At 37.2% G+C, this 13,870-nt stretch carries 15 protein-coding genes; 7 read left to right on the top strand and 8 right to left on the bottom strand.

What is annotated here, in order from left to right:
- Nucleotides 1-65: 65 nt before the first annotated feature.
- Complete coding sequence (locus B1C82_RS04145) at nt 66-779, bottom strand: patatin-like phospholipase family protein (RefSeq protein ID WP_234008444.1); 714 nt, start codon at nt 777-779, stop codon at nt 66-68.
- Nucleotides 780-876: 97 nt separating this feature from the next.
- Between B1C82_RS04145 and B1C82_RS04140 the strand changes: the two genes are divergently transcribed.
- Nucleotides 877-1,338: a PaaI family thioesterase gene (locus B1C82_RS04140; RefSeq protein ID WP_086446361.1), complete on the top strand. Its 462-nt coding sequence runs from the start codon at nt 877-879 to the stop codon at nt 1,336-1,338.
- Nucleotides 1,339-1,342: 4 nt separating this feature from the next.
- Here B1C82_RS04140 and B1C82_RS04135 read toward each other — a convergent pair whose 3' ends face one another.
- A complete protein-coding gene (locus B1C82_RS04135; protein WP_086446360.1) occupies nt 1,343-2,191 on the bottom strand; it encodes a hypothetical protein in 849 nt (282 codons plus the stop codon).
- A 74-nt stretch (nt 2,192-2,265) separates the two neighbouring features.
- On the opposite strand from B1C82_RS04135, the gene B1C82_RS04130 reads away from it, so the two are divergent.
- Genes B1C82_RS04130 through B1C82_RS04120 form a run of 3 tightly spaced genes read left to right on the top strand, consistent with a single transcriptional unit; the run spans nt 2,266 to nt 5,369 of the window.
- Nucleotides 2,266-2,757 carry an NYN domain-containing protein gene (locus B1C82_RS04130; RefSeq protein WP_199775821.1) on the top strand — a complete coding sequence of 164 codons (492 nt, stop codon included), beginning with the start codon at nt 2,266-2,268 and terminating at the stop codon, nt 2,755-2,757.
- A gap of 4 nt (nt 2,758-2,761) precedes the next feature.
- Nucleotides 2,762-4,261 carry an MBOAT family O-acyltransferase gene (locus tag B1C82_RS04125; protein ID WP_086446358.1) on the top strand — a complete coding sequence of 500 codons (1,500 nt, stop codon included), beginning with the start codon at nt 2,762-2,764 and terminating at the stop codon, nt 4,259-4,261.
- A gap of 13 nt (nt 4,262-4,274) precedes the next feature.
- Nucleotides 4,275-5,369 (top strand): DUF1574 domain-containing protein, encoded by a 1,095-nt coding sequence (locus tag B1C82_RS04120; protein ID WP_086446357.1) that lies wholly within the window; start codon nt 4,275-4,277, stop codon nt 5,367-5,369.
- Here the strand turns inward: B1C82_RS04120 and B1C82_RS04115 are convergent.
- The 3 genes from B1C82_RS04115 to B1C82_RS04105 form a co-directional block, all read right to left on the bottom strand.
- Nucleotides 5,357-6,085, bottom strand: coding sequence for an SIR2 family NAD-dependent protein deacylase (locus B1C82_RS04115; protein WP_086446356.1), 729 nt, complete (start codon nt 6,083-6,085; stop codon nt 5,357-5,359). The genes B1C82_RS04120 and B1C82_RS04115 overlap by 13 nt on opposite strands.
- 1 nt (nt 6,086) lies before the next feature.
- The gene (locus B1C82_RS04110; RefSeq protein ID WP_086446355.1) at nt 6,087-6,629 is read right to left on the bottom strand and encodes a DJ-1 family glyoxalase III; all 543 of its coding nucleotides are present in this window, start codon (nt 6,627-6,629) and stop codon (nt 6,087-6,089) included.
- Between the two features lie 132 nt (nt 6,630-6,761).
- Nucleotides 6,762-7,922 carry a glycosyltransferase gene (locus tag B1C82_RS04105; protein ID WP_086446354.1) on the bottom strand — a complete coding sequence of 387 codons (1,161 nt, stop codon included), beginning with the start codon at nt 7,920-7,922 and terminating at the stop codon, nt 6,762-6,764.
- A 357-nt stretch (nt 7,923-8,279) separates the two neighbouring features.
- Between B1C82_RS04105 and B1C82_RS04100 the strand changes: the two genes are divergently transcribed.
- From B1C82_RS04100 to B1C82_RS04090, 3 genes are all read left to right on the top strand, one after another.
- A complete protein-coding gene (locus B1C82_RS04100) occupies nt 8,280-8,768 on the top strand; it encodes a DoxX family protein (protein WP_086446353.1) in 489 nt (162 codons plus the stop codon).
- Nucleotides 8,769-8,825: 57 nt separating this feature from the next.
- On the top strand, nt 8,826-9,674 hold the full coding sequence (locus B1C82_RS04095; RefSeq protein ID WP_086446890.1) for a pectate lyase: 849 nt from the start codon (nt 8,826-8,828) through the stop codon (nt 9,672-9,674).
- A 259-nt stretch (nt 9,675-9,933) separates the two neighbouring features.
- Entirely contained in the window at nt 9,934-10,596 is a 663-nt protein-coding gene (locus B1C82_RS04090) for a hypothetical protein (protein WP_086446352.1), read from the top strand.
- 90 nt (nt 10,597-10,686) lie between these two features.
- Here B1C82_RS04090 and B1C82_RS04085 read toward each other — a convergent pair whose 3' ends face one another.
- The 3 genes from B1C82_RS04085 to B1C82_RS04075 all read right to left on the bottom strand — a co-directional run bounded on the left by B1C82_RS04085 (nt 10,687) and on the right by B1C82_RS04075 (nt 13,305).
- Nucleotides 10,687-10,968 (bottom strand): hypothetical protein, encoded by a 282-nt coding sequence (locus B1C82_RS04085; protein ID WP_086446351.1) that lies wholly within the window; start codon nt 10,966-10,968, stop codon nt 10,687-10,689.
- Nucleotides 10,969-11,091: 123 nt separating this feature from the next.
- A complete protein-coding gene (locus B1C82_RS04080) occupies nt 11,092-12,639 on the bottom strand; it encodes a methyl-accepting chemotaxis protein (RefSeq protein WP_086446350.1) in 1,548 nt (515 codons plus the stop codon).
- Between the two features lie 117 nt (nt 12,640-12,756).
- Complete coding sequence (locus tag B1C82_RS04075) at nt 12,757-13,305, bottom strand: SCO family protein (RefSeq protein WP_234008445.1); 549 nt, start codon at nt 13,303-13,305, stop codon at nt 12,757-12,759.
- Nucleotides 13,306-13,870 lie beyond the last annotated feature (565 nt).

Here is a 13,870-nt window from a genome sequence, read left to right as displayed (position 1 = left end):
AGGTTCATAAAAAACTCCTATCTTTGGTAGGTCAGAGGAGAAGTTTTCCAGCAGTAAGTTATTGGTTAAGCCACCAGATAATAATTTCCATTAAAACTTTGGAGAGGCAAAACGGGAAAAGCTGAGCAAGAGTTCATAACAATCTGTGTGATTGTTTCAGGATCTGTTAGGTCCTTCTCAGTAAAAACTTTTTCTCTCCATCCCCAATCTTTCATTTTTTGTAATACTGCAAAAGGTTGTTCTCCCTTTCTTCTTAAAGTTTCATCCTTAAAATAAGCTCGGATGATAGAAGCAGCTTTAGCAAAAAGGATCCTCTGGATCGGCTGGCCTTTTTTGTTTTTGTCTAAACTTTCATTAGGGATCTCTACTGTATGGATCCGGATCTTTGCGGCTTTTGAGATGAGTTTGGAAAATCTAAGACAGTATTCTACAGTCCTTCTCGCGATCCCATGATGAGGGAATGGGGCACTGATCCGAAGAAGCCTATTCCAATAAAAGTTTTTAGGATTTCGTTTTGTCAGCTCTTGGAAATAATTGGAACTGTCTTCTTCCGTTTCGGATAAGGTGCTAATTGCCATTGCGGCTCCCGCACTCACTCCAGAAACTTCTTTAATTTTTAGTCCCCAAGTCCTTAGTGTATATGCAAAACCAAGCCCGTAAAATGCTTTGATCCCTCCTCCTGCGATTGCAAGAGCGATCTCTTTTTTGGTCCCTAATTCTTGCCATGCGGTCCGGATGCCGTTTTTCAATTTAGTTTCTATAGAAAAGAGCGGGTTCATTTTCCTACATAATGGTTGTGTCACCAAATCATGGCAATTTTAATTTGCCCGAATCCAATTTCTTTCCAAGATCGGAATATAGACTAGGAGATCCACCTTGGCGAATCAAAAAGATTTAGATGATATGCAGAAAGAATGGGAGAAGTTTTCCAAAGCCGCACCAGGCTTAAAGGTTCCTCCTCCCGCTTTTAAGGAACTGTCCGGTGAATTCGTTTCGTATGTGCGTAAGAAGGAGATGGTCTGCAGTTTTTATGTGGAGCCTAGATTCTCCAATCCGATGGGAGTGTTTCAAGGCGGATTTTTAGCTGCAGCCTTCGACAATACTTTTGGTCCATTATGCTATTTGGCAGCGGGTAAACCTACCACTACTTTAGAATTAAGCGTTAGTTATATTCGTATGGTAAAAGAGAACCAAAGGATTACCGTACAAGCAAAAGTTGTGGCAAGAGGTAACCAGCATATTTATTTAGAAGGTGAGGCTTTTGATGAAGAAGGTAAACTTCTTGCAAAATCAACCACTCAAGTTCTGATCTTAAGGCTTCCAGGTGGAGCGGCTTGAAATATTAAGTTTCCGGAATTGAGGGAGGAGAGGAAATTTCCTCTTTCGGTTCCGTTATCCTCTCTAAAGGAAGTTTTTTCACGTGTTCCGCCATTTCTTTTAAGATATTCGCTGTAATATCTTTCATAATATCTCCGATCACTTCTGTTTCTAAAACTTCTGCAATCATTCTTCCAATATCTTCTCCTAATTTATGAGAGATTTGCGACATGAAAGGTATCTTGGATAATTCTTCTAATAAAAATTTGGATTGTAAGGATTCATTTACCTTGGAATTGAGCTGGTCATTATGTTTGGAAATGGCTTCTTTTGCGAGCTGACTATAATCTAATCTTAGCATCACTTCTTCCACTCTTTCCAATGAATGTAGAAATACTGCATCTGCAATTGTATCTACGATTACATCTCTGAATCTGAATGTGATCTCACGAGTTAATACCTCGCTTACATTCTGTCCGGAAGTTCCGAATCTATAAAATGCAATTGCAAGTTTAACTCCTCTTAAAAGTAAGAAGGGTCGGAGGAAATAAAGTGGAACGATTCCTATGAGTTCGTACCAGTTGGTTCTCAGATATTTTTTAATGTCTTTTTTTTGTCTAACCTTGATCCAAACTTCTATTCCCCATAAAAAAATGACGAATAGGTCAAATGCAAGAACATAGGCAGGAATATCTTTGTGGATGAATTCTTTGTATGAGTTTACGAATAATAGAAAGAATACGTCGATTGCGGCTAGGCCTAAAAGAAAATAATCTCTTGCCGTTCCCGGTAAAACACTTCTCCAGTATTTTACTGCTCGTATGAAGTTTCGGATTTTAGAGGATTTTGCGGGTTGGGAATTTGCTTCCGCCATGTGCCATTGTCCGATTCGGTTCGGTGTTTACAAGTTTTTCCAAAACATACATTCTGGTCACTAGTTTTAAAGGGATGCATTTAGTCGTAGACGGTTTCAATCTGATTTACAAAATTCCTGAATTGGAAGAGTATATGTATTCCAATCGGTTAAGGGATGCCAGAGTAGGCCTCTTGAGAATTTTAGAATCTTATTCATCTAAGCTGAAAAGTTCTAAGGTCCATGTTTTCTTTGATGGTAAAAAAGAAAAAGGGAACGAAACCAAAGAAGATTTGTACGGAAAAATACAGGTTTATTTCAGTTTGGACAGAAAAGCGGACGATTTGATCAAAGAATATATCAAATTTGCTCCTAGGCCTGCGGATCTATTCGTGGTGACTTCTGATCAGGAAATTTTGGCTTTTGCAAAAAGACTAGGAACAAAACCTATACTTTCCGAAGAGTTCGTAAAAAAAATAGAAAGCGCCTTAGCTGAAAAACCGACTCGGGAAGAAAAAACTCTGGGCGCAAAACTTTCTCCGGGAGAGATTCTCTACTGGAAGGAACTATTCAAGAAGGGAAAGTAAAAGAGTGCTCTACAATTCGATCTTATTTTTCGTTTTTTTCTCAATCGTTTATTCTATCTATTGGCTTCTTCCAGAAAAAAGAAGATCTGATTTTTTACTCATTTCCAGTGGTATCTTTTATATAGTAGCCTCTTCTACTATTTTAAGTGGGATCTACTTCTTTCTTCATTTCTTAAGCATCGTTTTATTCAATTACTTCGCTTATTTTAAGATCAAAACTTCTACAAAACCTAAAGGTTGGATGATATTCGCTGTTCTATTGAACGCGATCAACTTAGGTTTCTTTAAGTATTTCTATTTTATGAACAGGATACTTTTTGATCTTACTAAGTATCCATTCTTTGACGAAGTTCCTAGGATTTTACAGATCTCTCTTCCTTTGGCAGTGAGTTTCTACAGCTTCCAAATGATCGCTGCGGCTGTGGATGCTTATAGAAAACCTGAAGGGGAATTGATTGGTCTTAAGCAATATCTCGGTTTTGTAATATTCTTCCCCGTGTTGATCGTAGGCCCAATTTTAAGAACCAAGGATTATTTCGTAAATATAGGCCATTTGAGCCCGGATAAGGATAAGATCGTTCGAGCTTCTTATCTTATGATCTCAGGTTTGATCAAAAAGATACTGATCGCAGATCCTGTAGCAGGAGTAATCGCTCCTGTTTTTGGAAGTCCAGGCCAGTACGATAATGTTTCGCTTGTTTTAGCTGCATTCGGATATGCGATCCAAGTATATTGTGATTTTTCGGGACTTACAGATATGGCGAGGGCGGTGGGTCTATATTTTGGATTTGAACTTCCTGAAAATTTTAATGCACCTTTGTTTTCTCCTTCCGGAAGAGAGTTATGGCAGAGATGGCATATGAGTCTTTCTTTCTGGCTTAGGGATTATATCTATTTTCCATTGGGCGGAAGTAAAAAAGGAGAATGGCGTACTTACCTAAACTTGATCATTACAATGACAGTAGGTGGAGTCTGGCATGGAGCTGATTATACCTTTATTGCTTGGGGATTCTATTGGGGAGTCATACTTGCATTCGAAAGATTTCTGGTCGGTAAGTTTGGTTGGAATGACGAGGATTCCAAAAGTAAAATTCTCAATTTTTTAAGAATACAATTCGTATTCTGTTTATTCTCTTTCAGCGCTATTTTGTTCAGAGCGAACTCAGCCACAAAGATGGTTCAGCATGTTATTGGACTTGTAACGAATACACAAAATTATCTTTCTGCATCCTTACAATCCTTGGGTTTTGGTTGGATAGAAAATTCGATTTCTTTAGTTACAGGGCCTTCACCTTTTATTTTGGAATCCATGAAGAATATTGAGAAGATAGGATATTCTTATTTGGGATTTATTGTATTTCATTGGATTCAAACTAGGAAGGATCTATTATTGCAATGGGGAAGAGGAAAAGATTGGCTTCTTGTTGCCTGTGGAGTAGCAACAGTATTTGCGATCGCATTATTATCGGAGGATTCCGGAGCCTGTATCTATTGCCAGTTCTAGGACTGAAAAAATTATGAAAAAGAATACATTCTTACTTCTTCCTTTACTTGTTCTATTAATTTCTTTAGGTTTGGATCGTTTGTTCACCTTAGAGTTTTTTCAGTATTATTATTCAAATACGCTATCTCACCTAAATTTTATCAGCAAAGAAGATCTGTATTCAGATCTCAGAGAATATTTGAAGAAGGACTCAAGCACTCGTAAAAAAACTCTGGTTTTCTTTGGAAATTCAAGAGCACTTTTGCTTCCTACTAGAGAATTGGAGCAGAAACATCCGGATTGGGTGTTGTATAATTTTTCAGTTCCAGGCGGTTCTCCTGATTATTTCTTATATTGGATAGAAAGATTTCAATCAGATGGTACAAGACCGGATTTTGTACTTTTAGACCAATCATTAGAAATCTATAATAAGACTCCAGTTCTTGCCCTCGACGAAGTGTTGAATTACGGACTTTCTCCGGATTTTTTCTTTAGACATTGGACCAGGTATTCGAGAGAAGAATTGTCCGTGTTTATTTCCAAACATCTATTTCATACATATAGAGACAGGCCTAAATTATGGCGAATTTCAGAAAGGATGCAAAATTCCTCCGCTTTGGCAAAAGTTTATCAGGATGCTGTCCAAAAAGTATTAACCATGCTGAAGCAAGAAAAAGGAAGTACTCCAAGAGATTTGGTCAACCAAAAGCATACAGATGAGCAACTTGTACAGGCTTCTGAAATGGACTTTTCTTCATATTTGAAACCTTATACATTTCACACGAATATGTTCGAGATGCAAAAGGATTCTATCCATATATTAAAAGAATATAATGTTCCGTACGCCACAATTTGGGTAAAGGTCGCTAGACCTTATTTTAATTTGTATATGACTAGAAAGGTGGAAACTTCAGAAGGGCTTAAAACTCCTATCGAAGTTTGGAAACCTATCGTAGAGAAGTTTAACCAAGAAACAGGTACTGAATTCTGGAATATGAATGAAGATCCAAATTATAATTGTGAAGAATTTGCTGACCCAGGCCATATGTCCCCGAATTGTTTTCCAGTATTCGGAGATTATATCTTCCAAAAGTTAGAAAAAAAGTTCCCTAAAACTCAAACAAAATAGGTAATAAGTTCTGGTAGGATTTCTCCTGCTTTTCCTTGCAAAAATAGATCTGCGTATCTGCTATATCCGCTAGGATCTATATTGATTTCGATTACGAACCCTCCATTTTCTTTTGCGATCCGAGCTAGTTCTACCGGAATTCCTACAGCTCCGGAAGAACCGATCACAAAAACAATTTCAGAACTTTCTGCAAGTGATATCGAACGATTTAGAAGATCAGAATCATATGATTCTCCGAACCATAGAACATCTGGTCGGACTAAACTTTTACAGTTCGGGCAGTCAGTTGAATTTTTAAGTTTAGAAATATCCGAATCGTAAGTTCTATTGCAGCGAATACATCTGTTCCTAAAAATACTTCCGTGGATCTCTATGATCTTTTCGGAACCTGATTTTTTATGAAGTCCATCTACATTTTGAGTGATTAGATTAAAATTCGATCTTTTTCTTTCTAATTCTGCCAATGCAAAATGAGCAGGATTAGGAGACTTAGTAGAGATCAATTCCATTCTCCAAAGATACCATTCCCAAACTAGTTTTGGATCTCTTTCAAACGCTTGAGGAGTTGCAAGTTCTTCCGCACGATACTTTTTCCAAAGTCCTTCTTTTCCTCTGAAAGTTGGAACTCCACTTTCTGCGGAAATTCCAGCACCGGTAAGTGCCAGGATATTTTTAGAATTTTTGAATTTATCTATTAATGAATGAGAGAACTGCATTTTAGAAAGGTAAGTATAAATTCTTTTCTACTTCTTTTCTTTTTTCCATTCCGGAGAGAAGTTCCACAATTTTTAAGGAGAATTCAAATGCCGAACCTGGGCCTATACTCGTTAAAATTTTATCAGAAAGTTCTAATCTATTCCCAGTGTATTCTTCGTTAGACGGAACACTTCCTGGAAATGCTGTGAATCTTTGGTTTTGAAGAATACTATGAGTTAGCAGAACATTTGGTGCCGCACAGATTGCGCCGATCCATTTGTTTTCTTTTTTAAAGTTTATTAATATTTCCGAAAGCAGTGCGCTTGCATTCAGGTTTTTGGTGCCTTGATTTCCTCCTGGCAAAACAATCATATCGAAGGAAGAAGGGGATATTTCCGATAAAAGAGAATCGGAGACTAATTTAACTCCTCTGGATGCAGTAACCGTATTTGTGGAAATCCCAGCAGAGACTACTTCTATCCCGGCTCTGCGAAGCACGTCTATAATTATAACTGCTTCCATTTCCTCCATTCCATCAGCAAAAGGAACCAGTACCTTGGCCATATTCTTCTCCAATAATGATTGAGAAGGATGTTGATCTTCTTCTCATAACCCGAAAGACAGGCTTTTATAATGTAAAAAGAAGGTAGAAGAAATCAATTAAAACTTAGACGGAAAGATGTTCTCGCCTAAGTTTTAACTCTTCAGTTCAGGCTTTTTGGACCAGGTTAGATTGGAATTTAGGAAATAATTTGATACCATCGCCGTCAGAATGGAAAGAATATCTGCACTGAATTTCAAAGTAAGTTCAGATGCTCCATTCCATTGTTTAAAGATGGAATAGTAGATAAAATGAAATGCAGACATCTGCACTAAAATCCCTACCATACTCACTAAATGGAATAATAGAAATCCGAAGCTCAAATTTTTTCCGGAGTATCTTCTTTCATAAAATGTAAAATAGTTATTTAAGAAGAAGTTGGACAGGATCGAAAGTTCTATCCCAAAAAATACAGAAAGTGAAAAGGGATCCAAGAAAGATATCCCTGTTTGGACTTCCGGAAATTTACATAATTCAGCTATCAAAAATCCGACTAAATTTACAAGTACTCCACTTGCGCCAACGAGTGAATAAAGTAGAAATGTCGGTGAAATCCATTTTCCAAAACGAATATCTAAAATTGCCAAAAAGAAATTTTTGATCACTGAATTATTCAGTTTTGTTTCTCCGTACATTCTGGTTTGGAAGGTATAAGGGATTTCCTCTATTTTAAGGTTCTCTTTACTTCTCCCTAAAAATTCTAGAAGTATCTTAAAACCTCTAGGGTTGATTGAGTTTTTAGTTTCCGAATAAACGGAACGTTTAATGCCGAAATAACCGCTCATAGGATCTGAAACTGGAAGACCTAAAAGTCCTTTTGCTAAGAAAGTTGCAAATCTGCTGATGCCGATCCTAGCCAAAGACCATTTACCAGTAGATCCACCTTTAGCGTATCTGGTACCTAAGCATAGATCCACATCACGCTCGTAAAAGGAACGGATCATCTCCGGAAGGATTTTTTCGTCATGTTGCAGATCGGAATCCATCACCACGAAAACTTCTCCTTCTGCAGCGCCCATACCAGTTAATACTGCAGAAGATAAACCTTTACCGCTTAATCTACGAATCACTTTAAGTTGTGGGATTTTTTCCTGAAGGTGTTCTGCAACCTCCCAAGTATGATCTGGACTATCATCATCCACCACGATAATCTCATGACGGTAATCAGACAAAGATCTGGTTATCCTATCGGCTGCAATGGGCAGATTTTTACTTTCGTTGTATGTAGGAAGTATAACTGAAACGGATGGTCGCATAGGACCAAATTCCTATTTAGAAGATTTGAATTCAAGATTATAAGTAATTAATTGATTACATACTAGTGAAAATAATTTTCCAGACCGAAGTATTGTCGGTATCCTGGAAGTAGAAAGCGGTCTATTCGAAATTTGTAATACGGTCTAAAATATACTACGGTTCGTAGTCTTTGTGAATGGGAGTCCTAGTAGGTTTCGCTAATCCTTGTAGAGGAGTTTAAACTCCTAATTTTATCGTTCGTTCACTCGCCATCGTATTCTTTCTACCTTTTGAATCATTTCATATTCTAACTATAAAACAATTTATAAAGCGATGGTATTTAGACTTAGGCCATTGCTTATACCAAAGGAAAAACTATGTATTTAAGTAATTTTATTAATCATTTCTTTCGTGTCGAGGAGGGTGATAGATCTAATCTTATCATCCGGATCCTTGTTGGCGGAGTTTTTATCTGGGAAGGAATCATTAAATTCCTCTTTGTAAATCAAGGTATCGGAAGATTTACAAAATTAGGATTTTCGCATCCTGAAATGACTGCGTCCTTTATCGGCGGATTGGAAATTCTGGGAGGAGCCATGCTGATACTCGGAATTCTAACAAAACCATTAAGTTTCGTATTTATTATTCAAATGCTCGTGGCAATGTATCTAACAAAATTGCCTCTATTATTTGAAACTTCTCCATTATTACCGCCTCAAGCTCCGCCGATTTTTGGATTTTGGGCGGTACTACATGAGATTCGATCCGAGTATTCACAAGCCCTTGGTTGTTTATTTCTATATTTATCTGGACCTGGTCGCTTTTCTTTGGATTCAATTTTAATGAAGAGAAGGTTAACAGCTTGACTTTCAAAGGCTGAAGGTATCTGATCTCGGGTCGAAAATAATTGGATGGGTTACAAGATGACTTCCACCTTTAGAATGTTAGTTTTTGCTAGTTTTCTGTATTTGGGCGTTTTTGATTTTGGGACAAATATTATTTTGGAACAGGTTTTAGATCCTTCTGCCAAAACTGTAAACCAATTGCAAGCGAGCTCTTGTAATCCACCTGGAATCTATGAATTTTTTCCTGGAACAGGTTATTATCCGAGTGGATCCAGTGAAATCTACATATGGCAAACGCCTGCAGGAATTTCTTTTGAAGGTTTTGAAACATACACCGATGGAGACTTGATAGAAAATAGTTCTAATAAGTCTTTACAATCTCATTTAGAAGTAACTTCCGGGAGTTTGGTATCTAAACATCTTTCCAATGGAGTTTATAAAAGAGCAAAAACGGAAGATTACAATTTCAGAATGCTTGTCCAAGGTGTATATAATGGTTCCCGCGTAAAGTGGACGGACCAAGCGTTGGAGGCTCGATTCTATATCGATTCTTGGCAAGCTTCTTCAGATAGTTGGCAGGGAATTCATCTATTTACAAGATATAGGACCGAAAACGATTTATATGTGGCATCGCTTAGAAGTGATGGATCTGTTTACTTTAAGAAAAAACTTTGTGGAGTTTATACTCATTTAGCGAATGGAATTCTTAAGGATCAGTCTGGAAATCGAAAGTCTTTCAATACCAAACAATGGTACAAGCTGACCTTGGTAGCGATTGGAAATCATCTCGATTTTTATGTAGATAATGTTCTGCAGTTATCTATTACCGATGGAACTTTTAGCTGGGGAACTTCCGGGATCCGGACTGATTATGCAAACGTATATCTGGACGATTTGATCCTACATGATGATCTGAGCGATTTTTAAAGGATAAGAAGAAGGTTTCGAGGTCCTGGGATTTGTATTTGTAGGCACTTCGACAATGGGTTATTTTTGATAGAATTCGCCTTTTGCAGACATATTCCCAACTTCCGATAATAGGTATTATGTCGCATTAGGAATAGTGGCTGGTTGTAGAAATAAAAGAAGTTTAGATGCTCCCTGTTCTTTTCTATAAGCAAATTAGAAGATAATTTATTTACTATTCTTGACTCCATCGATTTGGAGCTATCTATAATGGCTTGTTATGAAAGCTTCTATCATTTCTATTTTCATCCTTGGTTTATTCGCAAGTATAAGTTTCAATTGTTTGTACTATCATACAGTTGACCCGGTTCTTTCCAAAAATCATCTGGAACCTTCTTCCTGTTTGAGCGTTGTTGCGTTTAAAACTTTGATTAATGGACTTCCTCCGGATATCAGTACGGAACAATCTGCCGATGGTAAAAGAACAAATATAAAGGTTACAGAAGATAAATACAATGGCCAGTCTCATCCAGTCTTGGATGTGATGGCAAAAGAAGTCTTTAACGAGTCTGGCATTCTTTCCTCAAATGATAAGCAAGGAACCGATATTCAAAAAGGTGTTTTTATCCAAATCAACAATAGAATCACTTATTCGTCACTTGGATATGCGGGAAGACTTCTGTCCGGAATGACTCTGACGATCTTTCCTAGTAGATTAACTGCTTTCGAGAATTTCGATATTTCTGCTTTTGAAGATCAAAAATTATTATTTAAGAAAACCTATCTGCATGAGGCCAAGTCTTGGCTTTGGTTGCCGTTGATTTTCTTCTTTTGGGCCGGAGAAGATCAAAAAGAAGGACAATTATACTATAAAGATGTGATCAAAGATGTGATTTTGAATATAATCGCAAAAAGAAAAGAACTGAAAAAATGTCCAAAATAGATTTCCTTTTTTGCGAAGGTCTAATTAGACATAATCCCGACTTTTCCAGGAAAGATATTAAACCCGGAAAGTCGAGATTTTAGATAAGGATCAATATCCTTGCCAGAGAGAAATAGTAACGATTGTTTTTCCGTTATCGGATTTGTTCTCGCATTGGCATTTAATTTGCGCGGATTGGCTGTAATAACCTTGTCCGAGCGAGAATCCTGGGGCTGGTTTGCAACTTTTATAGAGTCCGCCTTCTACCAAACGGTTGCAAGCGGCTTGGATAGCAGCTTCGATATCGCCACTTTGTGAGCTAATAGTGCCTGGTATTGCTAAAAAGACTGCAACGGCTAATGCGGAAACAGAGATAAATAGAAATTTTTTCATAGTAAGGGTCGGAAACAAATAGGAACTTTCTATTTGGAAAGAAAATATTTCAAACGAAAAATTTTACAGATTGGAAAATTCTATCTTAGTTTGGAAAGAAATTTCTGGCTTCCATTTCTGCGTTTAAGCTTTGAATTCTTGGACCTGCTTTTGCAAGGAATCGCTTAATTCTTCACATTTTCTGGCCTGATCTGCCGCTTCAAGTGCATGGGTTGCGATGATTGCATTTGAATTTTGGATCCGGTCTAAAAAGTTTCGGATCTCTTCTAAACTTTTCTTCTCCGCCTCCGTCGCTTTGTGAACGTTTTGAGAAATTTCTCCGGCATTAAATAGAGCGCCAGCCACAGTAACCCGAATATCTGTTTGTTTTGCTAAAAGAGAAAAGAAAGAATCTAAACTTTCTTTAATGGAATCTACATCTCCCAAGATTAATGAAATTGTTTTTGTGCCGGATTGAACTATATCCGTATTCTTTGTCATTTCCTCTTTGCCATCTCGGATCAATTTGGAAATTTCTTTGATGGTGCTCGCAGTTTGGTCTGCCAATTTTGAGATTTCGTCCGCGACCACTGCGAATCCCCTTCCATGTTCCCCAGCTCTTGCTGCTTCTATAGATGCATTTAATGCGAGAAGATTGACTTTATCTGCAATATCTGTAATCGTTCCAAGTTTAGCACTAGTGCTGGAAGAGCTGGATTCAATTCTTTTGATGGATCTTTCGATCGCCATAAGGCTTTCTTCAGATTCTCTCGCATGTTTCCATGCTGTTTCGAATAATGATTTGGTGGAAACAAGTCCGGCTTCCATATCCTGGAAACTTATCTCTAAATTTTGAAAAGAATTCTCCAAGGTTCCAGTCGCTTCCAACTGTTTTTTTGCAGAATCAGATACATCAGAGATCGCCTCTGAAATTTGGTTCATACTTGCATTAATTTCTTCTAAACTATTTGCTTGGTCGGTCGTTCTATCTGCTACCGTAGCTGAACTCCGAACTAAACCTTCTAAAATTCCGTTTACGGATTCTGATTTTCCTCGAACTTCTCCCTGTATGGAAACATTGTATTTTCGGACTTCTTCCAATTCTGCCAGATTAATTGCTTGATTCAAAAATTCTTTTTTGAAAGTAGCGGAGAAGTAGATCAATATTCCAGTCTCGAAAATTACAAAAATTGCATGCAGAAGAACAATGTCCCAACCGTTTCCGTAATTGAATATAATTATTGGAGTTTCCGAAATCTTGTATCCTATACTTTGGCAAAAAGATAATAATCCGTGATGAACTGCGATATACAATGCCCCGGGGAGAAGTGTTTTCCAATCTCTATAATAGAGAAGAAATGCCAATGCAACAAACACGTGGAAATGCATCTCTATTCTTCCAAACTGAGACTGGATCAAAATCCCAGACCATGCCATGATAAGGATAGCATTTAAAATTCTGAGAATATATTGTCCTCGTAAGAACAGAAAGCCAATACTTGAAAGTATCGTAATGATTATCGAAGAATTTAAAACGAATTTCCAGGTTCCATATTCTAAAGATAATAACAATGCAAAAGGAATATGTGCCAAAAGAAGGAGATAGAAAAAGCGATCTACTCTCTTAGTTTCTTCTTTAAATTTTAGTTTTGCAGTATCTTGGATACTTTGTTTAGGCTGAGGCGGATTCATATATTTCCCCTGGAAGGGTTTTTATTTTTAGGTCCGATTTCGGACTTTATTTGTTTCGGGGCTGCCTTAGAAAGGATCCCGGTCTATTTTTTGCTTAGTTATAAATCGCTTAAATGTTTAGAGGCTTTTGTATTTTTTATCGCTTATGAATTGGATAAGTTCTTGTGGGTTTTGATCCCAATGTTTATCAAATTCGAAAATCAATCCTCTGATCCTTCCCTGAGAATTTACCCAAAGAACAGAATCTGGATGATCTATATCTCCACTTTTATTAGAAGAAAATGCCATAATTCCGAAAAGTCTTGCGAGTTCGAAGGCCCTTCCCCGCGATTCTAACCGGATAAATTTCGTTTCCGTTTTTAGATCGGAAAAATATTTTTCAAAACGTTCTTCTGTATCCGATTCAGGATCTAAACTTACGAATACGAGTCTTAGATCTTTTTGTTTCGAAATTAGATTTTTCAATTTTTGCAAACTACCATGACATACTGTCTTGCAGTTGAGATATCCAAAATAGACCAGATTCTCTTTACCGATTAGAGCCTCTCGTATATCTGTAGGTACACCGTATTCTTCACTAATTTGAAATTCAGGTAGATTTCTGTCTGCTTCCATCATTCCTGAAGAAGAACTTGGTAAAAAATAGAATAACGGAAATATCACCATTAATCCACCTATTACAAGTTTCCAAATATCAGTTTGCATTCTGTTTAAGAGGTATTTAAAAAACCTCTAATATTACCAAAGACGAATAACTTACTTTTTATTCAAAAATTTTCCTAAAAGAAAGCCTGGTGAATTAAAGGAAATTTATTTATAAATATGTTAAGTTTAAGTTATTTTTTGGAAAAAAATCTTTAGACTTCTGAATATTTTGTAGGAATTCCAACATGTATTTGAGCACAAAATTGGAGTTGAAGTTTAGGGAATTTTAGTATATGGGGTAAAGGCTTCTCCCACGGGCCCACCTCCTCCACCCGAACTTGGGTGGGGGCAGTCTCCTTTTTATGTAGGAGTTCCTACAGAAAAATCTCAAGACAAAGATCGATCTTTGCTCAGTTTGATTCTTTCGTTTGTTTGAATTATTAAGAAGAAGAGGAAAGGCTCTTCGAAAACATATAGAGTAGCGTGACTCACCGAATTGTTACACCCCCAGCCCTTGCAAGCAAGGACTGGGTTTTCGTCGTTCTAAGCAAGCTTAGATTTTGATCTCCTTAAAAAGGAGGTGATC

The organism is Leptospira venezuelensis (assembly GCF_002150035.1).
Classification (GTDB): Bacteria; Spirochaetota; Leptospiria; order Leptospirales; family Leptospiraceae; genus Leptospira_B; species Leptospira_B venezuelensis.
This window is presented reverse-complemented; position numbering and strand designations above follow the sequence as displayed.